Below are 23,773 nucleotides of genomic sequence, written 5' to 3'. Positions count from 1 at the left end.
CCTGGGGGCCGGCCCCACTCACTTGACGAGGTTCACCGACCGGGCCGACGTGGCACCGATCTCGCCCGCGACCTCGTTCACCGCTTCCTGCGGGACCGTGTCGTCGACGGTGAGGACCGCCAAAGCCTCGCCTCCTGCCGCGGAGCGGGACACCTGCATGCCTGCGATGTTGATACCCGCCTCACCGAAGACCCGGCCTACCGTGCCGACCACGCCCGGACGGTCTTCGTAACGCAGCACCACCATGTGGTCGGCGAGCGCCAGGTCCACGTCGTACTCGCCGACGGCGACGATCTTCTGGTGGTGCTTGGGGCCGGCGAGCGTGCCGGAGACGGAGACTTCCTGGCCGTCGCTGAGGGTGCCGCGCACGGTCACCACGTTGCGGTGGTCGGAGGACTCCGAGCTGGTCGTCAGCCGTACCTCGACGCCACGCTCCTGCGCGAACAGCGGGGCGTTCACGTAGGACACGGTCTCGTCGACGACGTCCTCGAAGACACCCTTGAGCGCGGAGAGTTCGAGCACCTTGACGTCGTGCTGGGTGATCTCCCCGTACACCTCGACATCGAGACGGACCGCGACCTCGCCCGCGAGCGCGGTGAAGATACGGCCGAGCTTCTCGGCCAGCGGCAGACCCGGCTTGACGTCCTCGGCGATGACTCCGCCCTGCACGTTCACCGCGTCCGGAACCAGCTCACCGGCGAGCGCCAGACGCACCGAACGCGCGACCGCGATACCGGCCTTCTCCTGCGCCTCGTCCGTGGACGCACCCAGGTGCGGGGTGCAGACCACCTGGTCGAGCTCGAAGAGCGGGGAGTCCGTGCAGGGCTCCTTCGCATACACGTCCAGGCCCGCGCCGGCGACCCGGCCCTCCTTGAGCGCCGAGTACAGCGCGACCTCGTCGACGATCCCGCCCCGCGCGGCGTTCACGATCCGCACCGACGGCTTGACCTTGTGCAGCGCCTCGTCACCGATGAGACCCAGGGTCTCCGGCGTCTTCGGCAGGTGGACGGTGATGAAGTCGGACACTTCGAGCAGCTCGTCCAGCGACAGGACCTTGACACCCATCTGCGCGGCCCGCGCGGGCTGCACATAGGGGTCGTAGGCGACGACCTTCATACCGAACGCCGACATGCGCTGCGCGACGAGCGCGCCGATCCGGCCCAGACCCACGACACCCAGGGTCTTCTCCGCCAGCTCGACACCCGTGTACTTGCTGCGCTTCCACTCGCCGTTCTTCAGGGCCGTGTTGGCCTGCGGAATGTGGCGGGCGGTGGCCAGCAGCAGACCGCAGGCCAGCTCGGCCGCGGTCACGATGTTCGAGGTGGGGGCGTTGACGACCATCACGCCGGCCTTGGTGGCGGCGGACACGTCGACATTGTCCAGGCCGACACCGGCCCGTGCGACGACCTTCAGCTTCTTCGCGGCGGCGACGGCCTCGGCATCGACCTTCGTCGCGGAACGGATCAGGATCGCATCGACATCGGCGATCGCGGGCAGCAACTCGGCACGGTCGCCGCCGTTGCAGTGCCGGATCTCGAAGTCCGGGCCCAGAGCGTCCACCGTCGCGGGCGACAGCTCTTCAGCGATGAGTACGACAGGTTTCGAGCTCACGTGGACTCCTCAGACGGCTTTGTTTCAGACGGCGTTGTTCGAACTGGGCGGTCGGGTCGTGTGCCACCGGCCGGAGACCGGTCCGCGTCCGGAGATCCGGTGGGGCACCTGCCGCGACCTGCGTTGGAGGAACCCTCTCTGAACGGATTCCCGTCCCGTTCCCGTTTCGTGTCCGCAAGCTGCCCTGCCGACGCCTGATTCATCACGACGCGACGCGCCTGGCCGGATGGGTGGCAGTCGCCGCCTGATTGCGATCGAGGCTGAACCGCGTCTGGCCCCGGCGAGGGAACCTCACACCGCAACCGAGCAGGCAGGTGGGCCCGCCTGGAACCGCTGTTGCCCCAGGGAGTCAAGCCGGGGCGTCCACCGACGTGGGCTAGGCGGCAGTTAATCGACGGCGGCCAGCTCGGCCTCGCCCTCGGGATCTGCGTTGAACCGGACGACCACGGCCTCGGCCGCTCACGTGGCGGTCTGACGGCCAAGCTGCACCTGGCCTTCGAGCAGGGCCACAAGCCGGTGTTCATCGTGTTCACGGCCGGGGCCGCGGGGGGATCCTCCGCAGTTCGAGCCAACCCTGAAGAAAGTCCGCGTCGCCCGCCCGGCTGCCGGACGGCCGCGGACCCGACCCAACCGAGTCCGCGCCGGCACGGAGCCGATTCCAGGGCCACCGCACGCCAACTGCCGGATTCCCCGAAGCTGAAAAATCCGCCTTGCATGCATCAGCGTGTGCGGCGGCCACATCCCTGGAAGCGCAAGCGCGATTCGCTCTACTCCAGCCCGCGCTTGCCCGGTGCCCAGAACGGCTTGGTGAGTACCGCCCGTCGGTCCCAGCCAGCTTCTCGCACGAGCACCTGCCGCACGTGCTGCACGGTCCGCGCCTCCCCGGCGACGTACGCGATCCCGCCTGGCTCCGGAGCGAGGCGTCGCACCGCATCCGGGAGCGAAGTGCCATTCCTGATGGTCCAGATGAGGCGGTCCGAGTACGGCAGGGGGAGCTGGTCGGCAGCCGTCTCCGTTTCGATACAGCCGGAGATTCGCGCCCCGTCAGGCAGTGCGCCCAGCATCGCGCCGAAGGCGACCGACGCCGTCTCCTCCCCGACGAACACGTGGTGCGCGGCGTCGGGCCGCAGCACGAACGTCCCTTCCGGCTTGCGCAGTCGGACCCGGTCGCCGACCGTGGCGCTGCTTCCCCACCGCGCTCCGGGGCCACCCCCAGAGTGATCCAGTACGCACAATTCGACCGCGCCCGCCGGGTCGTAGCGCCAGATCGAGTACGTGCGCAGAGTCAGCCGGTCGCCGACCATGACCCTCACCTGCTGTCCGGGGCGGACGGTCAGCCCGGACAGGGCTTCGCCCTCGATGCGCAGGCGACGGAGCCGGGCGGCGACAGGTTCGGTCTCGGTGACCGTGCCCTGAAGCGTCAGCAGGTCCAGGAGGGGGGAGAGCAGGGCAGCCATGGGGCTCCTCGGAAACTCGTCGATGCGGTGGGGCACTGAGGGCCAGCATCGAACCGAACGCGATACTAACGCGTTTCTTTCGAGACGCGATAGTACTCGTCTTTGGGTGTGCCCGCGCTCGACTACGCCGACCTCCTTCGGCGCCGCGATCGGCAGGCCGACTTCGCTAAGGTCGGGGCCCGGCACATGCGCTGGCGAGAGGAACAGCCACATCGGCCCGGCCGGACCGGCATGGACAAGTGAGCACCGATCAATCTCGTCAACACACCAACTCGCTGCCATCCGGGCCTGGTTGCTGCGCTTCAGCCAGCCTGGGTGGATGTTGGCAGGTCCGCCACTGGTCAGAATGTCCCAGGACCAGGAACGGGCCGTTCGACGTCGCCGAGACACAACGGGGCCCGCCTCGCACCAGAGATCAGGTCAGCGACTTCAACTCGTCGTCGTTGAAGGCGAGCGTGAAGGACTCGATGAGCGAGGCAAGTTGCCCGGGGACGCGGGCGTCGGCGATCGGCGCCATCACGGTGGACCTCTGACGAGGCCAGGAGGGAGCGACGACGGCGACGCTCACGTCCCCGGCCCCGCGGCAGCGATCCGGTCCAACAGGGCAAGCAGGGCACCGTTGCCTGGATCCCAGAGGCAGGCCGTGGCCATCCCCGCTGCGGGACGACGCACCGTGGCAACCGCCACGGCACTCCGCGGCGCGCCCGTGCCGTGCGGCCCCTCCCCGCCCGGATGCCCGGGCCGAATTCGACAGCCCTCCGGACGGCCTCCTCAACCTCGACCATCCGGACCCGGAGCGTTCACTTGAATCGACGCAGCGGCCAGGGCCGCACGTAATGCGGAGCCCGCCGAGTCAGTCTGGTACGCACGGCTGTGGTTCAGAAAACCTGACGCATCCTGCGCGGTCCACAACCTGCTGTGCGGCGGACACCCGTATCCGAACCCGGTTGCCGCTTCGTGGTCGGCTGCGCATCCTGCTGGGATGCGCTTCTCCATCAACATCCCGAACTTCGGCGACTTCGCCGACCCCCGCAACGTCGCGACGGCAGCAACGGCCGCCGAACAGGCCGGCTGGGACGGGCTCTTCGTCTGGGACCACGTCCTGCACCGTCGCCACCAAGGGCGTCCCTTCGGAGATCCCTGGATGCTGCTGACCGCAGCCGCGCTGGCGACCTCCCGGATCCGGCTGGGCACCCTGCTGACACCGGTCCCCCGCTACCGTCCGGAGCAACTGGCTCGCCAGGTAGCCACCTTGGACCACCTCAGCGGCGGCCGGGTGATCTTCGCCGCCGGCCTGGGCGGTCCCGTCGAGGACGAATACCGCAGCTTCGGCGACGCCGCCGAGCCGCGCGTACTCGCCGAACGGCTGGACGAGGGACTTCAGTTGTTGAGCCGCTTCTGGTCCGGCGAACCGGTGAACCACCACGGCCGGCACTACGAGGTCCGGGATGTGGCGCTACTGCCCGCCACCGTGCAACGGCCCGGTCCACCGGTGTGGATCGGCGGGTTCTGGCCGCGTCGTGTGCCCATGCGCCGGGCAGCGCGGTGGGACGGCGCGGTGCCGCTCTTCGAATCGGCCCGGCACGGCCATGTACCGGACGTGGCGGAGGTACGCGAACTGGTCGGCTATGTGCGCGAGCAGCGTACGGCCGGGGCCGAGCGCCCCTTCGAGTTCGTGCTCGGCGGTGCCACACCCCCGGACAAGGCGAAAGCGCGGGACGTGGTCGGTCCCCTGCACGACGTCGGTGCCACCTGGTGGGACGAACGGCAGGTCCAGACCGGGCCCGACCTGGACCGCCTCCTTCCGGTGCTGCGCCGCATCGAGGCGGGGCCGCCGGTGCTCTGATCAGCCGTTCGAATGCGACGGCAGTCCAAAACTGACGATTTGCGCCGATACCTGGGGCTCTGACCACGCCACTACGGAGATCCTCCGGCCAGCGCTCACCGCTCCTGCCGGGCGCCAAGGCCCCGCAGAGCCTCGGTCGCGCGCAGCCCGCGCCGACGCGCAAGGCACCGGGCGAGCCTGCGATCCCCCGCAGCATGCCCGGCGCCCTGCTGCGCTTGCCCTGCTGCCCTGCTGCTGTCAGGAGCGCTGAGCGACACGCAGCCGGTTCACCTGCTCGGTCACGTGCCCCGTGGGGAACTTCGCCTTCTTCCCGGCACGCGAGTCGGTGAAGGCCGCGACAACACCCCCGGTCCGCACGACGACGTAGTGCGTGTCCAGGAATCCGCCCAATTCCGGTTCCGGATAGGTGATGTGGAAACTGACGGCCTCGTCGCCGAACTCCGGAGACTTTCGCGCAGTGAGCTCGGCACGGTACTTACCGGTGTAGTTGACACCGGAGTACTGCTTGCAGACGGGCAGTGCGTCGTGAAGCAGGCGGAAGGCCTGCTGTGCTCCCGCGCCACTGTACGAGGCCAGCGTGGCGCTGCCGTTGGCGATGGGGTCCTGCCAGCTGATGTCCTGAACCACCAGGGCCGAGGCCGTACTGGCACCCAGCACGTGAAGGATCTGTTGGCAGGAAGGATTCGAGACAGGGAGAAACGTAGGTTGAGCCAACTTCGGGGCCAGCACGCGTACGGGAGAGTGGCCTGCTCCCGGTATCTCAAGTGCCCTCAGAGTGACGGCCTCGATCTCCGCGCCGGTCAGTGGAGGTCTTGGAGAGCTGCTCCCTTTCACGGCTGGTGAGCCTTCTGCCAACCGATGATCATCCGGATGATCGGACAGGCGAAGGTCGGTGTGCGCGATTCCTCTGTCACATCGACGTCTCGCGTGCCGACATCAAGCACCGTGTCCGTATCCCGACCCCGCACGCAGCAGCCCGTTCCCTCTCCTCCCAAGAGGTTGTTGACCCGCGCGGCCGGCACCGAGACCGAGCCGGTGTGGCCTTGCGCGGGGAGGGCGGGCGCTCAACGGTCTGGTCCTGGGGCAGTCCGCGTCTCTGGGGTGCGACGGCCATCTTCACGCGCTGAGAGTGCGCGCATAGTGCGCGCTGTATCCCTTGCCCAGATCAGATCCACGGCAGTGCCGAAATGGCGGCTCTGTCGAATTCCTATGCGCAGCCGATCCCGCGAGCAACCGACCTGTCCTTGGCTTGCGGGAGGTTGCGCAGCTGTTGGGAATCGCCGATCTTCAAAGTCTTGAGGTCGACGAGGATACGCTGCCGCCGTGATCCTCCCGACAGTCGACGAGGTACGCGCGCTCCACGAACGGCACGCGCCGTCGCACGAAGCCTTGGACCTCGTCTTCACTCACTGTCAGATCATCAGCGACATCGCCGAACAGCTCGGGAAGCGGACAGACCTCGCTCTCGACACCGATCTTGTCCGCGTCGGTGCGCTCCTGCACGACATCGGTGTCTACCGGCTCTACGACCAGGCCGGCCGACTCGATCACGGCAACTACATCCGCCATGGTGTTCTCGGCCACGAGCTCCTCCGACAGGAGGGATTCCCGGAGCGACTGTGCCGCTTCTGCTCCTGCCACACGGGAGTCGGCCTCAGCCGGCACGACATCCGCGCACAGGGCCTCGCCCTACCCGAGGCCGACTATCTGGCCGAGACGGTCGAAGAGCAACTGGTCATGTACGCCGACAAGTTCCACAGCAAGACGACTCCGCCCGTCTTCCTCACCGCCGACGCCTATGCCGCCCACGTGAAATCATTCGGTGCGGCTAAGGTCCATGCATTCGGCCTGCTGCGTGCCAGGTTCGGGGAACCCGACCTGGCCTCGGTCAAGGCGCGGTACGGCCACACGCAGACTTGAGACCGCGTCCGCCGTGAACTCGGCGGAGTAATGTTTCATCCTCGCGGGGATCCCGTTCCCCAGTGGACCGTGGACCATGAAGATCCGAGTCTCCGAGTCTCTCCGGTGTCCACAATTCGGAGTCGGGCTCACTGCTTTCAGACCTGCTGCTCGAACTCCAGGCTTGCATAGCGACGCCTGGCGATGTTCTCGCGGGTGCCGACAATCAGGGTCTGGGTATAGACGTCGAGGTCGATCGACTGACCGTGTATCTGTGCCAGGAGAACCAGGTCGCCCTCGTCCGGTGCCGACTGCCAAGGACGGGAGAAACCACCCAGCTGGACGGAGACTCCGTGCGCGGCGCCGCCCGCCGCCGCTTTCCGTACGGCGTCCTCGAAGCCGTCCAGGGCGTCGTCCCGGTCGGCACCGCCGCCCCGGAACACACTGGTCGCGGGGGCGTTGCGCCAATCGGGCGCGACGGTCAGTCCCGGAACCGGGTACAGGACTCCCGGTTCGTAGACCGTGGGCTGCCAGGACTCACCCTCGATGAGTTCGTTCGGCGCCGTGCGCTCCGTGGTTCGCGCACCAGCGGGGACGTGAAGCACCACCGACGACTCAGGCTCGTACTCGATGTCGGTGAAGAACAACAGGCTTCCTTCAGGCGGCAGTTCGATGTCCAGGACTCCCTGCGGGAGCGCCGCACAGTCGACGGTCAGGACGAGAGGTTCGCGTCCGTCGGGCCAGTCGATGCCGTCCGGCAGCGCGGGGAGGCCTCCCGTACGTGCGGCGGGACGGGTCTCTTTCTGCTGGGTGGGGGTCAGATCCTGAAAGGGGACCAGGTGGAGGCATGGCCGGGAGCCGGTGAGCATCTCCTGCGCGACCGGCCCGGGAACGTTGTGCCTTTCGGCCATGCGAACGACGAGCCGGCCCACCATCGGAGAAGTCATGACCGCGATCATGCCAGGGCCCGTGGCCACGAGTGCGGCGGCATCGTGCAGGTCTCCGGCCCGCGGCTCGGCGTTCTGGGCAACACGGTTGTCCCCGGCGAGCAGGCCGCGCCATGGACCTTCGGCGTACGAGCAATGCGGCGCAGCCAGCCCGGCGCGGCGTGTTGTGAGATGACCGAGGCCGAGGTCGGGCGGTCGCCGCCCGGTTCGGAACGGGGCGCCGGACAGCGGGACGCAGCGCCGCCGTGGCGTGGGCTGCGCGGACCCTCTTCATGCACGGGCGGTCGGCTCCTGTTCGACGGTGGCGTGCAGGCGGCGCGTGTGGTCCACGTAACGCTCCGCTCCGGTCAGCGTGACCCTGGCCGTCAGACGCGGATCCGCGCTGGAGGCGGCCAACCGTACGTCCAGGTCGCCCGGTTCGACGACGCGCCGGCCGTCTCGACCGGTGAAGGAGGCGAGGTCGGCCGGGACCGTGACCCGCAGCCGGCGGGCCTCGCCCGGCTCCAGTGCGACCCTCGCGTAGCCGATCAGGCGTTGCACCGGCTGGACGACGGAGGCGACCGGGTCGTGCAGATAGACCTGGACGACTTCGGTTCCGGACCGTCCGCCTGCGTTGCGGACGGTGAAGGCGAGGGTGAACTCGCCGTCCGTCGGGGCCTCATGGGCGTCCACGGTCAGGTCTGTCCAGTCGAATCGCGTATAGGACAGACCGTGGCCGAAGGCGAACGCGGGGGTCGGGTCGATGCTGGACACCTCGCCGGCGTGTGCGAGCCGCGCCCCGAGATAGGTGGCCGGCTGGGATCCTGGCTCGCGCGGCACGCTGACCGGCAGGCGTCCGGAGGGGTTGGTACGGCCGCTGAGCACCCCGGCGATGGCGTGGGTGCCCTCCTCGCCCGGGAAGAAGGACTGCACGATCGCGGCGGACTCCCGCGCGGCGCGGCCGAGAGCGTACGGCCGTCCCGCGAGCAGCACGGTGACCAGGGGTGTCTCCTGATCGAGCAGGGCGTCGAGCAGTTGCTGCTGTGCGCCGGGCAGCGCCAGCGTCCCGACGTCGCACCCCTCTCCGCTGGTGCCCCGCCCGAAGAGTCCGGCGCGGTCGCCGAGCACGACCAGGGCGACATCGGCCTCGCGTGCCGCCTGAACGGCCTCGTGGAGACCGGAGAGATCTCCGTCGTCGATTCCGGTGCCGCGGGCGACGGTGATCTCGCAGTCGGGGAACTCGGCGGCGAGCGTGTCCCGCAACGTGGGCAGCTCGATGCCGAGCGGGGTGCCGGGGTGCCGGACACCGATGTGCTGGGGGAAGGAGTAGCAGCCCAGTACGGCGGTGGGCTCGTCGGCATTGGGACCGAGCAGGGCGATGCGGCGAGGCCGCCCGAGCGGCAGGGTGCCGTCGTTGCTCAGCAGTACGACCGCCTCCTCGGCGACTGTGCGGGCCAGCGCGCGGTTGTCCGGACCGTCCAGATCGATCCGGCCGCGCAGGGCGCCCGGATCGTCCAGGTCCGCTCCGTCGAGCGCGGCCGGCACGGGGTTCCAGTCCGGGTCGAGCAGGCCGAGCACCGCTTTCTGGGTGAGTATCCGGCGCAGGGCGCGGTCGACGTCGGCCTCCGGTACGCGGCCGTCGGCAACCGCGTCGGCCAGGGGCGCACCGTACGTCTTGACGCTGGGCAGTTCGACGTCGACTCCCGCGCGCAGCGCCGTGACGGCGGCTCCGGCCCAGTCCGCTGCGATGCCGTGCAGGGTCTTGAGGAAGGCGATGGCGAAGTAGTCGGCGACGACGGTGCCGTCGAAGCCCCATGTGTCGCGCAGCAGCCCGGTGAGCAGTTCCTCGTCGGCCGCCGAGGGCATGCCGTCGGTGTCGGTGTAGGCGCTCATCACCGACCGGGGGCGGCCTTCGCGGACGGCCATCTCGAAGGGAGGCAGCAGAACGTCGGCGCGCTCGCGCGGGCCCACGGAGGCGGGAGCGAGGTTGCGGCCGGCCCGGGAGGCCGAGTAGCCGACGAAGTGCTTGAGCGTCGCGACGATCCCGGCGGACTCAAGCCCCTGCACGTATGCCGTTCCCAGGGTGCCGACGAGGTACGGGTCCTCGCCGATGGCCTCCTCGACCCGGCCCCAGCGGGCGTCGCGCACCACGTCCAGGACGGGCGCGAGACCTTGGTGGATACCGACGGCACGCATGTCGCGGCCGATCGCGGCGGCCATGCGCCGCACCGTGTCCGGATCGAAGGTGGCGCCCCAGGACAGCGGAACGGGGTAGACCGTCGCCCCCCAGGCGGCGAAGCCGGCCAGACACTCGTCATGCGCGAGAGCGGGGATGTTGAACCGGTTCGTGGCGGCGATGCGGGTCTGGGTGCGGGCCAGGGAGAGTGCACCCAGAGCGGGGTCGACCGGGACCGTGCCGAAGGGCCGGGTCAGCTGCCCCAGCCCGAAGGGCAGGAGTGTGTCGAGATCGACGGCCTCCTCCATGTCGTGCTGATGAGGAGCCACCTCGTCGCCCTGATCGGAGGCACCCACCCACACTCCGTACAGCTGGGCGGTCTTCTCCTGCAGGGTCATCGCGTCGATCAGGGCATCGACTCTCGCGGTGACAGGAACGGTGGGGTCGTTCCAGAGGAAGACTCCGGGGGTGTCCTCTGCAGCCACGGTGGCGTTCATTTTCCTCCCAGGCCCGTCAGAACCTCGACGAAGGCGCGACGGATCAACAGGTAGACGAACAGGACTCGGTACGGGGCAGATCGCGTCCTGGCTGCGGCGCCGGTCAACGGCTGAATCCAGCGGTCAGACCGCTCAGCAGCTGGCGCCTGCCGAACGCGTACAGCACCAGGACGGGCAGGGTGGTCAGGACGACGGCGGCAACGACGGCGGGGACGTTGACCCCGTACTGGCCCTGGAAGGTCCACAGTGCGAGCGGCAGGGTCCGGCGGTCAGGGCTTTGCGTCAGGATGAGCGGCAGCAGGAATCCGTTCCAGATGGTCAGTGCGTTGAAGATGCTGACGGTGAGGATCGCCGGACGGGTGAGCGGTGCCGCCAGTCGCCACAGCGTCGTCCATTCGGTGGCGCCGTCGACCCGCATCGAGTCGAACAGCTCTTTGGGCACGTCGCGGATGAAGTTGGAGAGCACCAGTACCGACAGCGGGATGGCGAAGGCGATCGACGGGAGGATCAGCGCCACCAGGCTGTCGTACAGCTGCAGCTTGATGATGATCAGGTAGACCGGGATCACCGTCGCCTGCAAGGGGATGGCCAGACCCATGAGGAACAGCCCGTTCATGGCCCGCAGGATCCGCATGCGCCAGCCGCGAACGATCGCGTACGCGGCCATGAAGGAGAACAGGACCGCCGGCACCACGGCGCCGGCGGTGACCACGACGCTGTTCACGAAGTAGCGAAGGAAGTCGGACTCGATGACCAGCCGGTAGTTGTCCAGCGTCGGGTCGCCCGAAGGCACGAGCGGGTTGCTCGCGTAGTAGCGGTTCTGGGCTTTGAAGCTGGTGATGAGGGTCCAGTACAGAGGTACGGCCACGACGACGAGCCAGAGCCAGCCGGCCAGGCCGCCGGCCCAGTTGCGCCTGCGGGCCGCCGGACGGGTTGGACCCTGTCGCTCGGGGTGGCCGGCCTGCCGCGGTCGCCGCGGTTCGGTCAGCGTGTCGGTCACCTCAGGCCCCCTCAAGTTGGCTCGCGCCGGCGTCGCGGCCCCCGAGCCGGCGCAGCAGCAGGGCCAGGGCCAGGCCCACCAGGACCAGGATGACCGCGATGGCGCTGGCCGGTCCCATCAGGCTGGCCTGGAATCCCCGCTTGTACATGTCCAGGGCAAGGACCCGGGTGGCGTCGCCGGGGCCGCCCTCGGTCAGGATGAAGATGAGGTCGAAGAAGGTCAGCGACCCGACCACCATCAGCGTGGACGAGGTGATGATGGTGTATTTCAGCTGGGGCAGCGTGATGCTGAAGAACTGCCGGATCCGCCCGGCGCCGTCCAACTGCGCCGCCTCGTAGAGGGACTTCGGGATCTGCTGCACTCCACCCTGGTAGATCAGGGAGTGGAACGGGATGAACTGCCAGGAGACGACGAACACGACGACTCCGAACGCGAGCCCGGGCCGCCCCAGCCAGTCCTGGCTGAGTACCTGGATCTTCAGCCCGGCGCCGAGCCCGAAGTTCGGATCCAGCAGCGCCTTGTACGCGAGCGCGATCGCCGCGGAGCTGAGCATCAGCGGGACGAAGTACACCACTCCCAGCACGGCACGGTAGCGGTGGCGGCCCGCCATGAACGTGCCGAGCAGAATACTCAGCGGTGTCTGGACGGCCCAGGAGACGGCCATCACCAGAAATGTCACCCCGAGGGCGTGCGGCAGCCCGGGATCGGTGAGTACCGCACGCCAACTGGTCAGCCCCGACGGGTGGATGGCGCCGATTCCGTCCCACGTGGTGAAGCTCAGCGCGAAGACGCCGACGAGCGGAATCACGGCGAAACCCACGAAGACCACCAGCGCCGGCGCCGCCAGCCACGGCAGGATGCTGCGCGGTCCGTGGCGCGGCTGACGGCCGGCCAGCGAGCTCATGTGCCGGTGACCGCGTTGAGGTTACGGGCGAACTGCTGCGGTGATATGGACAGTTGGAACAGCTTGACGATGTTGTCCAATAGGGTCTCGGCGGCCGTCGGACTGAGCGCCTGGTCCCAGGACTGGCCGAATTCCTTGGCCTTGGTGGCGATGTCGTAGGTGAACTGCAGGAAATCGGCGTTCTTGGCGGCTGCCAGCAGTTTCTCGGTGCCCAGCCGGATCGGAACCGATCCGTTGTCGATCCATTTCTGCACCTCTTCCTGCTGGAGGACGCCCCGGGCGAAGAATTCCTTGGCGGTCTTCTTCTGGTCGGAGTCGGCCTTGGAGGACAGGGACAGGTACTGGGCGGGGTTGCCGACGGTGTTGCCCGGATCGCCCTTGCCGCCCTCGACGGGCGGGAAGTTCATGTAGCCCAGTCCGCCGCCGGGGACGAAGTCCCCTCCCCTGGCCTGCTGGATGCCGTACGACCAGGCGCCGTGCAGCATCATCGCGGCCCTGCCGGTGTACAGCAGCGCCTGGTCGGCGTTGGAGTCCGCGGTGATCGACGAGAAGCCCTTGATGAATCCGTCGGCCTTGACCAGTTCCTGCACCTTGGTCAGCGCGGTGATGGCGCGCGGGTCGGACCAGGCGTTCTTCTCGCCCTCGACGACGGCCTGGAAGACCTCCGGACCTCCGATGCGGTCGAACAGGAACTCCAGCCACATCATGTTCGTCCACCGGGACTGGCCGCCGAGGGAGAACGGTGCGATGCCCTTGGCGTTGAACCTGGGCACCAGCGCCATGATGTCGTCCCAGGAATTCGGCGGTTCCACGCCGACCTGGTCGAAGACCTTCCGGTTGTAGTAGAGGATGATCGGCTGCACCGTCTCACCCGGCATCGCGTAGATCTTGCCGTCGACGGTCGCCGCGTCGAACGAGGACGGCAGCAGCCGCTTCTTGACCTCGGGGTGCTCGTCGAACCACGGGGTGAGGTCCTCGACCTGGCCCGCCTTCACATAGCTGCGCAGCGTCCCGCCGCCCCAGCCCCAGATGATGGTGGGCGCCCGCCCGGCACCGATGGCGGTCTTGATCTTCGTCTTGTACGCGTCGTTCTGGAAGGTGGTGTCCTTGATCTGCTCATCGGGATGGGCCTTGTTGAAGGCGTCCACCGCGCCCGCTCTGACACCTTCCTGAGGCTGGCCGTTCAGGTACCAGTAGGTGGTTTCCCCGCCGGAGCCGGGACCGGAGGAGCCGCAGGCCGCCAGCGCCGCGGAGACCGGAACGCCGGCGGCCAGACCGAGAAGGGTACGCCGAGAGAGATGGATCTCCATGTCTGTTCTCCGCACTCGAATCGAGAGCTGTCGGATTCTCAGGAGCCGTACCGAAAAGTTTTCGAAATTGCCTTTTTGGAACTCTGTTAGTGCAAATTAGATTTCGACCTGACACTGTGTCAAGGTGCGTGCAGCGCCGTTGCAAGGCTGTAAACCGCTGCGTACTATCCGGTACGAACGATCCTCAATGGACGTCGGCACAGTCCGAAAAGTTTTCGAAATCGAATGATCGGGCGAGGGTGGTGCAATGCCTGCGGCAGACACACCGTCGGTGCGGGGGCTGCCCCACCGGCAGCTCACCACACCGGTGGACGCACAGCGGGGAGGAATCGATGCGGCCGAACGCCAGACGCACCACCTTGGCTGACATCGCCCAGGTGGCCGGGGTCTCCATCGCCACCGTCTCCAAAGTGGTCAACGGCCGCGGTGACGTGGCACCGCACACCCGCACCCGGGTGCAGCAACTGCTGCACCAACACCACTACCTCGCACCCGTCTTCCGCCACACCGGGGCCGTCCAGAGCCCGACCATCGAGGTGCAGTTCCAGGGCGGCCTCAAGTCGTACGTGGCCGAGACACTGGAAGGCATCATCGACGCCGCCGCCGAGCTGGGGGCCTCGGTGGTGATCAGCAAGGCGTCCCACGCCCCGCACTGGGCTCGGGACCTGGTCTCGGCCGGGCGCCGCGCCGTCATCGCGGTCACCAGCGTGTACTCCACGGCGCATCTGAACGAACTGGCCCGGTCCGGGCTGCCGTTGGTCGTGCTGGACCCGCTGCACCTGCCCGACAGCCGGGTCAACAGTGTCGGCGCGACCAACTTCGCGGGCGGTCTGGCCGCGACCCGGCACCTGCTCTCTCTGGGCCACCGTCGCGTCGCCTACCTCGGCGGACCGACGATGGCCGTGTGCAACCAGGCACGCGTGCACGGGTATCGCGCCGCCATGGAGGCGGAAGGAGCGCGGGTGCCCGATGCCTACGTCCTGCCCGGAGAATTCACGTACGAGGCCGGGTTGCTCGGCGCCGCGGCGCTGCTGGACCTGCCCGAACCGCCGACGGCGATCTTCGCGGGCAACGACGAGATCGCCGTCGGCGTCATCGAGACCGCCCGCACCCGCGGCCTGCGCATCCCCGAAGACCTCAGCGTCGTCGGCTTCGACGACACGAGCCTCGCCCAGATCACCTCACCGCCGCTGACCACCGTGCGCCAGCCCCTACGAGAGATGGGCAGCGCCGCCCTGCGCACCGCTCTCCGGCTGGCCAACGGCGAGAAGGTCGAGTCCCACCACATCGAACTCGCCACCGAACTCGTGGTGCGCGCCTCGACGGCGCGGCCCTGCGATGAAGCTTCGGCACGCAGGTAGCCGCGATGGTCGCATGCCCCGTCTGCCACGACCTGGCCGGACCACCCTCATTGAGTACGGCGGAGTCGGCGTCCCCTCACCCGAACGCCCCGAGCCCGCACCGGCGTCTCACGTTTCGCGGCGCTTCTGCCAATCGAGCAGTGAGGCAGGCTCATCCGGCCCGGTGTGTCATATGGCTGCATCAAACCGCGGACGAGTGCTGCCTCGAAGTCCATGTGATGGATCGTGGTCACCGAGCAGACAAAGTCGTACTGCGCACCGGGAAGTTCCGTGGTGAGGAAGTCGCCCTCGATGAAAGTGAGTTGCGAGTGGCCGGCAGCCAACTCGCGTGCGCAGGCGATCATGTCCGGCGACCTGTCGATCCCAGTGACGCGTTTCGCCCGCCCAGCAAGCTTCCGTGCCAGCAGCCCGTCCCCGCAGCCCACTTCCAGGGCATCGCCGCACCCCTCGGGAACAGACCGGAGGATGCCGGGATGCCGGGCAACGTTGGTGTTCCAGTACGGCTCTGGGGCGGGCTGGCGCATTCGATCATCGTAGAAGCCGGCCAGGCCTTGCCGCGTACACACCGATGGATCCGCAGTCCCCACCGCCCGAGGTAACCTACTGCCCAGTTGATCACCCGCCGCGTGACGGGCCATGCCGGGCCGCAGATGCCCGCCTGGGAATCTTGCCGCTCCGTGCCGCTCACCCAGGCGGTCGGGCAGCGAGTTGGAGGGCGGGGTCTGCGCGTTGCAGGGCGGCGTTCACCTTCAGGTCCCAGCCCGTTGTGTACGCCTCCTCGAACGGCTGGTCGCCGATCTCCGTCCGGGCTCGCGCGCTCAGGGTTCGGATGCGGGGTTCGGTGGGGTCGTGGGCGCCGCGCAGCCGGGCGGCTGCGCCGAGGACGGCGGCCACGTCGTGGTATCGCTCGTCCAGTGCTGCCAGGTGGGCGACGCTGACGGCCACGGTGGCCACGATCGGCAGATCGTGACTGTTCACCGCCGCCGTGTAGGCGAGGTGCAGGGCGTGTGCGGCGGCGGACCGGTCGGTGAGGTGGAGGCAGAGTTCGGCGCGCACGGTGGCGATCAGTGCGTGTTCGTGGTCGCCGCGCAGCGGACGCCGGCGGGACAGGGCGGTTTCGGTCGTATCGAGCAGCTCGCCCGCCTTAGCCAGGTCGCCGGTCTGCAGGTGCAGTCGCGCCTGGCACGCGTCCAGAATGATCGCCATTCCGGGTGAGGGCGAGGCCAGCACCCGCTGCCGGGTCGTGGTGATCAACTCCAGTGCCCGTGCGGGCTGGTCGGTGCGCGTGTGCAGGTCCGTCAGGCGCAGGGCGATGTAGATCTCGTCCTGGATGCTGAGCGCTCCGAACGCGCGGGCCGTCTCCTTCGCCGCCCGCAAGTCCTTTACGGCGCCGTCGAGTTCGCCGTCGTACTGGCGCAACAGTGCACGCAAGGGAAGGGCGGTGGCGGTGGCCCACCGGTCACCGGCCTCGGCAAAGCGGTCCAACGCTGCGCTCACGTCGGTGCGGGCGCGGTCGAGGTCGCCTTCGTTCTCGGCGGCGTGGGCACGGGAGATGAGGGCATGGCCGGCCAGCCACACATCCGGCCCGTCCGCCAGACGCTGGAGCGTGGCCCGACCGCCGTCGTTCAGGTGCAGGCAGGCCAGCGCAACGGTCATCAACTGCCCAGTAAAGCCGGGCAGTCCGGGGTGGTTCAGCAGCCGCTCGGTCAGCACCCGGACCGTTTCGTCCGCGTCCGGTGGCACGTCGTTGAACAGTGCGCTGTAGGGGGCGTCGAGCAGGTGCAGGGCGGTGGCGATGTCGTGCTGCACGCCGCGGTGGCCGGTGGGGATCGCGGTGGCCTGGCCGAGCCAGTAGGCGGCTTCGTCGTCCTGGCCACGCATGCGCCAGTACCAGATCATGCCGAGCGCGAGGCACAGAGCGCCGTCGGCGTTTCGGCTGTCGCACAGGTAGCGCAGGGCGGCCAGGACGTTGTCGTGTTCGGCGCGCAGGACGTGCAGGGCGTGCAGTTGCTGGGGGCCTCGGGTGAGCGGGTCGTGCTCGGCGACCAGTTCGGCGCCGTACCGGGCGGCCAGGTCTCGCACATGGGTGAGGGTGCGGTGCTCGGCCAGTTTTTCCAGGCCGTACTCGCGGATCGTCTCCAGCATGCGGTAGCGGCCGCTGTCAGGGGCGAGCTGCAGCAGGGAGCGGTCGACGAGGTGGGAGAGGAGTTCGGGGACGTCGTACTCGGCGACGGTGGTGGTGTCGGTGCAGAGCGCTGCGGCTGATGCGGGGGTGACGCCGCCGGGCAGGACGGCGATGCGTTCGGCGAGGGTGCGGGCCTGGTCGGTGAGCAGGTCCCAGCTCCAGGCGATGACGCCGCGCAGGGTGCGGTGGCGGGGGAAGGCAGTGCGGCTGCCGGTGGTCAGCAGCCGGAACCGGTCGGGCAAGCCGTCGGCCAGGCCGGTCAGGGACAAGGTGCGCAGGCGGGCCGCGGCCAGTTCGAGGGCCAGCGGCAGGCCGTCCAGGCTGCGCACGATGCGCAGGATCTCGGCCTGGTTGTGCTCGTCGACGTCGAAGCCGGGCACGACGGCGGCGGCGCGTTCGGTGAACAGGCGCACCGACGGCGTGCGCCGCGTCTGTTCCAGGTCCGCGTCCGGGGCGGGCAGCGGCAGCGGGCCCAGCGGAACGAGGGCCTCGCCGGGGATGGCGAGGGCTTCTCGGCTGGTGGCCAGGACGCGCAGGTCGCTGCAGCGTTCCAGCAGGGCGGCCAGCAGATGCGCCACGGCGTCGATCAGATGCTCGCAGTTGTCCACGACGAGGAGGGTTTCGCGGCCGTCCAACTCATCACTGAGCGCGTCGAGTTCGTCGGCGGGGTCGGTGCGCAGCTTCACCGAGGCGTCGAAGAGCGCGGAGCCGCGCAGGCCGATCGCGACGAGCAGGGCCCCGCCGATCTTGCCCGCGTCGGTGACGGAGGCGAGGTCGATCAGCCAGGTGCCGTCGCGGTGTTGGGGACGCCGGCGGCGGGCGGCCTCGATGGCCAGGCGGGTCTTTCCGGCGCCGCCGGGGCCGAGCACGGTGACCAGGCGCCCGGAGGTGAGCAGGGACTCGATCCGGGCGAGGTCGTCGTCGCGGCCGATGAAGCTGGTCAGCGGCGCGGGCAGATTCCCCCGCACCTCCTGCCTCCGGCCGGCTGGGGAAGCAGAGGGGGTGGTGGCGGGTGGTTCGTCGCGCAGCAGGCGCAGGTGACGTTCGCGCAGGGCGGCGCCCGGCTCGGTTCCCAGCTCGTCGGCCAGTGTTTCGCGGAACTGCTCGTAGCGGGCGAGGGCTTCGGCCTGGCGTCCCTGCGCGGCGAGCGCGTCCATGAGCAGCGCGACTCCGCGCTCATACATCCGGTGGCCGGTGAGCAGGGCGGTCAGGCGGGTCGTGGCCTGCGCGGCGTTGCCCAGGGCGAGGTCGGTTTCGGCAAGGTCGGCGACGGTCTCGGTGAAGGTGTGGGCCAGCCGGGTCGCGGCGGCGGGCGCCAGGCCGGCAAGGACGGCGGGCTCCGTACCGCTCTGGTCCTCCCACCGTGCGACGGCCTCGGTGAGCCGGGTGTGCGCGCCGTGCGCGTCGTGGGCGCGAAGCCGCTCCCGTCCGGCAGCGGCGAGCTCCTCGAAGTGCAGCGCGTCTACTTCAGCAGGGGCCACGTCCAGGCGGTAGCCGCTCTGGCTTGAGGTGATCGTGTGGGGCGAGCCGAGGGACCGGCGCAGACGGGAGACGAGTGCCTGCAGGGCGCGGGCGGGGTCGCCCGGGGGATCCTCGGGCCAGATCGCGTCGATCAGGGCTCCCTGGCCGACCGTGCGTCCGCCCGCCAGCGCGAGCTGGACCAGGAGAGCGCGCAGCCGCAGTCCGGGCACGGGCAGGGCACGATCGCCGCGAGCGGCCGCGAATTCGCCCAGCAACGTGATGCGCAGCCGTGCGTCCCCATCCATGGGCCGATCTTCGCGTGCCGCACCGAGATGACCAAATCCGCACAAGGACACCGCCCTGGCACACCGACGGGTGTCAGCCCGAGTCCCGGACGCCGTCCCCGGTGCGCGGCACGTCCGGGTGCCCGTCGTACCAGGACACGAAGTCCGCCGCGCCGTACGAGCCGTCGAGCCCGATGCCGCGCCCGGCAGCGCACCGCACCGCCCTGACACGGGCCCCGGCCGCTGCGCCCCGGGTGAGGGTACGCGTGTCAGCGCGCTGTGCGCTCCGTGTGCGCGGTCCGGGCGAGTGTGGCGATGTGCCGCGGTGAACACGACGATCGCCGCCGATGACGCCAGGACGGCACGGACTCGCACAAGCAGGGAGTACTCCGATGACGCACACCACCAGCACCACGCCCACAGGCACCACCCCGACCACCCCCACCACCACCGCGGAGGAGGCCTGGGTGCGGACGTGGGGGGCCGCCCCGCACGCCCCGATCGAGGAGTTCGGTCCGCTGCCGACCTTTGCCGACACGACCCTGCGCCAGGTGGTGCGGATCAGCGGCGGCGGCAGTCGGGTACGCGTGCGGCTCACCAACGAGTACGGCACCGAACCCCTGACCATCGGGGCGGCGCAGATCGCCCTCGCCGCACCCGACGGCGGGATCCGGCCCGGCAGTGCTCAGGTGCTGACCTTCGCCGGCCGGGCGGGCGTCACCGTGCCGGTCGGCGCGCCGATGCTCAGCGACCCGATCGAGCTGCCCGTACCAGCCCTCACGCAGCTGGCCATCAGCCTCTACCTGCCCGAAGCGATCAAGAGCGCCACCTGCCATGCCATGGGCGTGCAGACCGCCTGGAGCATCCCCGGCAACACCGTCGACGCGCCGACCGTGCCCGAGACGGCCACGAACCTGCCGCTGCAGGCCCTCCTCTCGGCGATCGACGTACTCCCCGACGCCCCGGCCACGGCCATCGCGGTCATCGGGGACTCCAACACCGACTGCTCCGGCACCACCCCCGATGCCAACCGGCGCTGGACCGACCGCCTGGCCGAGCGTCTGGCCGAGCAGGACGGGCCCGTGCAGGGTGTCTCCAACCAGGGCATCAGCGGAAACCGGATGCTCAACCCCGGCCTGGGTGAGGCTGTGCTGGCCCGCTTCGACCGCGACGTGCTCGCCACACCCGGCCTGGGCCACGTGGTGATCGCCATCGGGCTCGGCGACATCTGCATCTCGTACGCGCCCAAGGACGGCAGCGGCCCCGCCCCGGACTTCCTGGCGATGTTCCCCGGCGCTGCGGTGACGGTCGACGACCTCATCGCGGGCTACGTCCAGCTGATCGCTCGGGCCCGCGCCCGCGGTGTACGCGTCTACGTCGCCACCCTCACCCCCTTTGAAGGCGACGACGTGTTCACGCCCGAAGGCGAGCGGGTGCGTCAAGCGGTGAACGAGTGGATCCGCACCAGCGGCGCCTTCGACGCGGTCCTCGACTTCGACGCCGTCTGGCGCGATCCGGCCCACCCGGCCCGGATCAAGGACGACTTCCACGCCGGTGACCACCTGCACGGCAGCGACGCGGGCTGCCGTGCCCTCGGCAACTCCATCGACCTGTCGCTGTTCCGCTGACCTCGCCCCGCGACCACCTCAACCCGTTGATCTTTTCGAGAAGGGACATGTCTCATGCGTGACGTCATCATTGTGGGTGCCGGTCCGGTCGGACTGCTCCTGGCCTGCGAGCTGGCTCTGGCCAACTGCCAGGTCCTGGTTCTGGAGCAGGAACCCGAGATGGCCACCCCCTACAAGGCGATGCCGCTGGGCATGCGCGGCCTGTCCCCGGCCTCCGTCGAAATCTTCCACCGCCGCGGGATGCTGCAGCCGCTGCTGACCGCCTCCGGGGTGAGCAACTACGCCACGCCCGTGCCCGACACCGCGCCCGCACCGGCGCCGCGCAGCGTGGCCCACTTCGCCGGCATGATGCTCAACCCCGCCGACATCAACACCGACACGCTGCCCTACCGGCTGCCCAGCCCCGTACTCGAAGGCGTCATGACCAGCCTCGAAGCAGTTGAGACGGTGCTGTCAGAGCGGGCGGCCGAGCTCGGCGTCGAGATCCGCCGCGGCATCAGGGCCACCGCCCTGCAGCAGGACGACCGGACGGTGACCGTGCAGGCCGGCGACGACGCCTACCAGGCCACCTGGCTGGTGGGCTGCGACGGCGGCCGCAGCACCGTGCGCGGCCTCGCGGACTTCGAATTCGTTGGTACCGAACCGCAGTTCACCGGCTACACCATGCTCGCCGCCGTCGCCGAGCCCAACCCTCTTGAGCCTGGCTTCACCCTCACCCCCACCGGCATGTATCTGACGATGCCCACACCCGGTCACATCGGCATGATGGACTTCGACGGCGGCGCCTTCGACCGCACCCGCCGGCCATCCGTCGCACACCTGCAAGGCGTGCTGCGCCGCGTCTCCGGCACCGCCGTCACCCTCGACGACGTCCAGCTCGTCTCCACCTTCACCGACCGCGCGAGGCAGACCACCTCCTACCGTCAGGGCCGGGTCCTGCTCGCCGGAGACGCCGCCCACATTCACTCCCCGCTGGGCGCGCAGGGCCTCAACACCGGTATCGGCGACGCCGTCAATCTCGGCTGGAAGCTCGCCGCGACCGTGCGCGGCCACGCTCACACCGGACTGCTGGACACCTACACCAGCGAGCGCCACCCCGTCGGCGCCCGGACACTGCAGTGGACGCGCGCCCAGACCGCCGCCATGAAGCCGGACCCGCATGCCCAGGCCCTACAGGCCCTGATCCGCGATCTGCTCGAAACCCGCGACGGCACCACCTACGTCCACAACCGGACCTCCGGCTCATCCACCCACTACGACCTCGGTAGCAGCCACCCGCTGGTGGGACGCAACGCCCCCGACTTCTGCTTCCACGACGGGACACGCTTGAGCGACCTCCTGCACGACGGGCGCGGCGTCGTCCTCGAATTCAGCACCGGCCGGCAGCTGCACGGCACAACCGACGGCCGTGCAGACCTGATCCGCTACAAGGCCGGACCCGTCATCAACGACCTGGGCCTCGGCGCCCTACTGATCCGCCCCGACGGCGTCATCGCCTGGGCGGACGACTACGACCCCGACCGCAACGCACTGCAACAGGCCGCCGCCCGCTGGTTCGGGCCTGACCGCTAGAGGCAGCTCACCGCCCAAAACAAGCCCCCACCGCCCGGGCCCGCGCAGCGGGAGGGGCCCCAGCTGAAGACCAGGCGCATCGTGGCCTCGTACCGGTACTCGCGTTCCATGCGGGCGGCGCCGGGCGGGATGCCGCGGCCGGCGAGTTCCTGGTCGACGGCTTGGGCGTAGGGCCAGTGCGGCAGTGAGGCGGGTTCCAGCATTCCGGTCGGGTTGAGCAGCGCCAGTTCTCGCTTCCAGAAGAGATCAGGCCGGTGTGGCCGATGGGTGAGGGGTGGTCAGGAGGCGCGACGGAAGGTGGCGGCGGGACCAATCGCGCCGGGCTCGAACTTGCTTCGGATGCGATCACTGACCACCTCCGCGACCAGCCGATCCTCACCTACCTGGTCCAGGCTGATCTCGTCGGCGTCAACCAGGCCGGGTCCTCGCCCCTCAAGCGAGACCGGTCAGGCGACCGCGCTGCAGCACGCGGCATCGATGAGCCGGTACACCATCGGTCCTCGTGCGCAGACGCCTCCGGCATGCGGCGGAGATCGAAACCCCGGGCACGGTCGACGGCTTTCCGACCGGCCTTGCCGCCCAGCAGGCGCTGCGCGGTGGCCGACGGAATGCCGGCGAGCAGGCCGACGCCGTGCACGCCGTACTCGCGCAGCACGACCGCCTGATTCGGACCCACACCGTGCAGAGCTTCCACGGGCAGCGGCCCGAGCCACAGGCACAGGCCTCCTACCCTCCGGCCACCGGCTGAAGTCAGCCGATAGCGGCGGTGCGGCGCGGGCCGTGTCAGGGGATTCCGCACCCCGTTCGGAGGGGGTGTCCTGACCGCAGGCCTGCTCGATCCCGTGAGAGGGAAATACCGTTGACACATGGTCTGACCTGCCTGGATTTATTGCCGCTCGTTTCTTTAACTTATCTTTCCCCTTGCCGTCGCCCACCCCATTCGAAGTGCTGAAAGGGGAAAGAATGATCAACGCAACCAAAGCGACGGGTGCACTGCAACCACTGATGCAAGTGTGAGACATGTTAAATTGGCGCTTCCGTTCAGATCCGGACACAACCAAGACGTTTATTGACAGCTGAACTTCCCCCCGGGTAAGGTCCAGCAAATATTGGATCCACGGAGATCACTCGACGGGACCGTCGGATCCGTATGGCACGTACGAATACGCTCGACACGATCAAGTCAGTTCTGGAACCGTTGTCAGACTTCCTGCACGACTTGGCTCCCTGCGTTGACCAGCAGAGCCCGTGTGTTCGTAACGGCCCAATACTTCAGCGTGACCTACGGGGGCGACGCGATGTCCGGAAGCGGCATGACCGATCTCAGAGTTATTTCCTGGAATCCTCACTTCGTCACGTCTTGATTCGACGACCGGTGCGAGGCATTACCACGCCCACCCGCTCACCCACTGACTTTCGCCGAGCCGACGGGTCTGTCGCGCCGCAAAGGCGAATGCGAGCGGATTCCGATATTCCGAGCATGCCTGAGGAAATCGGGATGCACGGAGTGGACTCTGCCGTTCCCTCACCCATGAGCCACCGCGCTGAGCGGTCGGACAAAACGGCGATCTACGGAAAGGAGGCAGCTCATGACGAACGAGGACTTCCTCGGCTCCCGCGAAGCGGGCGAGGCCGCGACCAAGTGGTGAGTACCGC

Annotated in this window: 18 protein-coding genes; 6 read left to right on the top strand and 12 right to left on the bottom strand. The window is 69.0% G+C overall.

The features are described from left to right. Positions 1-18 precede the first annotated feature (18 nt). Positions 19-1,611 carry a phosphoglycerate dehydrogenase gene (serA, locus tag ACZ60E_RS38915; protein WP_384800900.1) on the bottom strand — a complete coding sequence of 531 codons (1,593 nt, stop codon included), beginning with the start codon at positions 1,609-1,611 and terminating at the stop codon, positions 19-21. Between the two features lie 767 nt (positions 1,612-2,378). Beyond that, a complete protein-coding gene (locus ACZ60E_RS38910; RefSeq protein WP_469446729.1) occupies positions 2,379-3,068 on the bottom strand; it encodes a siderophore-interacting protein in 690 nt (229 codons plus the stop codon). A gap of 982 nt (positions 3,069-4,050) precedes the next feature. On the opposite strand from ACZ60E_RS38910, the gene ACZ60E_RS38905 reads away from it, so the two are divergent. Continuing rightward, complete coding sequence (locus tag ACZ60E_RS38905) at positions 4,051-4,914, top strand: LLM class flavin-dependent oxidoreductase (RefSeq protein WP_469446727.1); 864 nt, start codon at positions 4,051-4,053, stop codon at positions 4,912-4,914. A gap of 237 nt (positions 4,915-5,151) precedes the next feature. Here the strand turns inward: ACZ60E_RS38905 and ACZ60E_RS38900 are convergent, their stop codons facing one another. Continuing rightward, positions 5,152-5,571: a hypothetical protein gene (locus tag ACZ60E_RS38900; protein WP_469446725.1), complete on the bottom strand. Its 420-nt coding sequence runs from the start codon at positions 5,569-5,571 to the stop codon at positions 5,152-5,154. Positions 5,572-6,237: 666 nt separating this feature from the next. On the opposite strand from ACZ60E_RS38900, the gene ACZ60E_RS38895 reads away from it, so the two are divergent. Then, positions 6,238-6,834, top strand: coding sequence for an HD domain-containing protein (locus ACZ60E_RS38895; protein WP_469446723.1), 597 nt, complete (start codon positions 6,238-6,240; stop codon positions 6,832-6,834). Between the two features lie 137 nt (positions 6,835-6,971). On the opposite strand, the gene ACZ60E_RS38890 is transcribed toward ACZ60E_RS38895, so the two are convergent. The 5 genes from ACZ60E_RS38890 to ACZ60E_RS38870 all read right to left on the bottom strand — a co-directional run bounded on the left by ACZ60E_RS38890 (position 6,972) and on the right by ACZ60E_RS38870 (position 13,620). Further along, a complete protein-coding gene (locus ACZ60E_RS38890) occupies positions 6,972-7,760 on the bottom strand; it encodes a DUF1963 domain-containing protein (RefSeq protein WP_469446722.1) in 789 nt (262 codons plus the stop codon). 270 nt (positions 7,761-8,030) lie between these two features. Continuing rightward, positions 8,031-10,412: a beta-xylosidase/alpha-l-arabinosidase gene (locus tag ACZ60E_RS38885; protein ID WP_469446720.1), complete on the bottom strand. Its 2,382-nt coding sequence runs from the start codon at positions 10,410-10,412 to the stop codon at positions 8,031-8,033. A gap of 103 nt (positions 10,413-10,515) precedes the next feature. Then, complete coding sequence (locus tag ACZ60E_RS38880) at positions 10,516-11,412, bottom strand: carbohydrate ABC transporter permease (RefSeq protein ID WP_384800880.1); 897 nt, start codon at positions 11,410-11,412, stop codon at positions 10,516-10,518. Position 11,413: 1 nt separating this feature from the next. After that, a complete protein-coding gene (locus tag ACZ60E_RS38875) occupies positions 11,414-12,316 on the bottom strand; it encodes a carbohydrate ABC transporter permease (RefSeq protein WP_384800877.1) in 903 nt (300 codons plus the stop codon). Beyond that, positions 12,313-13,620, bottom strand: a complete 1,308-nt coding sequence (locus tag ACZ60E_RS38870; protein WP_469446807.1) for an extracellular solute-binding protein — start codon at positions 13,618-13,620, stop codon at positions 12,313-12,315. Before ACZ60E_RS38870 ends, ACZ60E_RS38875 begins: the two co-directional genes overlap by 4 nt. Before the next feature lie 338 nt (positions 13,621-13,958). On the opposite strand from ACZ60E_RS38870, the gene ACZ60E_RS38865 reads away from it, so the two are divergent. Beyond that, the gene (locus tag ACZ60E_RS38865) at positions 13,959-14,987 is read left to right on the top strand and encodes a LacI family DNA-binding transcriptional regulator (RefSeq protein ID WP_469446716.1); all 1,029 of its coding nucleotides are present in this window, start codon (positions 13,959-13,961) and stop codon (positions 14,985-14,987) included. 47 nt (positions 14,988-15,034) lie between these two features. On the opposite strand, the gene ACZ60E_RS38860 is transcribed toward ACZ60E_RS38865, so the two are convergent. The 3 genes from ACZ60E_RS38860 to ACZ60E_RS38850 form a co-directional block, all read right to left on the bottom strand. Beyond that, entirely contained in the window at positions 15,035-15,511 is a 477-nt protein-coding gene (locus ACZ60E_RS38860) for a class I SAM-dependent methyltransferase (protein WP_469446714.1), read from the bottom strand. Between the two features lie 160 nt (positions 15,512-15,671). Continuing rightward, positions 15,672-18,938 (bottom strand): BTAD domain-containing putative transcriptional regulator, encoded by a 3,267-nt coding sequence (locus tag ACZ60E_RS38855; protein ID WP_469446712.1) that lies wholly within the window; start codon positions 18,936-18,938, stop codon positions 15,672-15,674. A 73-nt stretch (positions 18,939-19,011) separates the two neighbouring features. Next, positions 19,012-19,137, bottom strand: coding sequence for a hypothetical protein (locus ACZ60E_RS38850; RefSeq protein WP_469446811.1), 126 nt, complete (start codon positions 19,135-19,137; stop codon positions 19,012-19,014). Between the two features lie 172 nt (positions 19,138-19,309). On the opposite strand from ACZ60E_RS38850, the gene ACZ60E_RS38845 reads away from it, so the two are divergent. Next, positions 19,310-20,545, top strand: a complete 1,236-nt coding sequence (locus ACZ60E_RS38845; RefSeq protein WP_469446710.1) for an SGNH/GDSL hydrolase family protein — start codon at positions 19,310-19,312, stop codon at positions 20,543-20,545. A gap of 54 nt (positions 20,546-20,599) precedes the next feature. Continuing rightward, complete coding sequence (locus tag ACZ60E_RS38840) at positions 20,600-22,117, top strand: FAD-dependent monooxygenase (protein ID WP_469446709.1); 1,518 nt, start codon at positions 20,600-20,602, stop codon at positions 22,115-22,117. Here the strand turns inward: ACZ60E_RS38840 and ACZ60E_RS38835 are convergent. Next, positions 22,114-22,320 carry a hypothetical protein gene (locus ACZ60E_RS38835; RefSeq protein WP_469446708.1) on the bottom strand — a complete coding sequence of 69 codons (207 nt, stop codon included), beginning with the start codon at positions 22,318-22,320 and terminating at the stop codon, positions 22,114-22,116. The two genes, ACZ60E_RS38840 and ACZ60E_RS38835, sit on opposite strands and share 4 nt — an antisense overlap. Positions 22,321-22,619: 299 nt before the next feature. On the opposite strand from ACZ60E_RS38835, the gene ACZ60E_RS38830 reads away from it, so the two are divergent. Beyond that, complete coding sequence (locus ACZ60E_RS38830) at positions 22,620-22,865, top strand: hypothetical protein (RefSeq protein WP_469446706.1); 246 nt, start codon at positions 22,620-22,622, stop codon at positions 22,863-22,865. Positions 22,866-23,773: the final 908 nt, after the last annotated feature.

Source organism: Streptomyces sp. NPDC102514, assembly GCF_055584525.1.
Note: the sequence above shows the minus strand (reverse complement) of the source record. Positions and strands in the feature narration are given on the sequence as shown.

Coding starts and splice junctions, on each gene's coding strand:
- ACZ60E_RS38840 (WP_469446709.1), top strand. CDS start 20,600: ATGCGTGACGTCATCATTGTGGGTGCCGGTCCGGTCGGACTGCTCCTG.
- ACZ60E_RS38905 (WP_469446727.1), top strand. CDS start 4,051: ATGCGCTTCTCCATCAACATCCCGAACTTCGGCGACTTCGCCGACCCC.
- ACZ60E_RS38860 (WP_469446714.1), bottom strand. CDS start 15,511: ATGCGCCAGCCCGCCCCAGAGCCGTACTGGAACACCAACGTTGCCCGG.
- ACZ60E_RS38835 (WP_469446708.1), bottom strand. CDS start 22,320: ATGCTGGAACCCGCCTCACTGCCGCACTGGCCCTACGCCCAAGCCGTC.
- ACZ60E_RS38890 (WP_469446722.1), bottom strand. CDS start 7,760: ATGACTTCTCCGATGGTGGGCCGGCTCGTCGTTCGCATGGCCGAAAGG.
- ACZ60E_RS38865 (WP_469446716.1), top strand. CDS start 13,959: ATGCGGCCGAACGCCAGACGCACCACCTTGGCTGACATCGCCCAGGTG.
- ACZ60E_RS38875 (WP_384800877.1), bottom strand. CDS start 12,316: ATGAGCTCGCTGGCCGGCCGTCAGCCGCGCCACGGACCGCGCAGCATC.
- ACZ60E_RS38855 (WP_469446712.1), bottom strand. CDS start 18,938: ATGGATGGGGACGCACGGCTGCGCATCACGTTGCTGGGCGAATTCGCG.
- ACZ60E_RS38910 (WP_469446729.1), bottom strand. CDS start 3,068: ATGGCTGCCCTGCTCTCCCCCCTCCTGGACCTGCTGACGCTTCAGGGC.
- ACZ60E_RS38885 (WP_469446720.1), bottom strand. CDS start 10,412: ATGAACGCCACCGTGGCTGCAGAGGACACCCCCGGAGTCTTCCTCTGG.
- ACZ60E_RS38845 (WP_469446710.1), top strand. CDS start 19,310: ATGACGCACACCACCAGCACCACGCCCACAGGCACCACCCCGACCACC.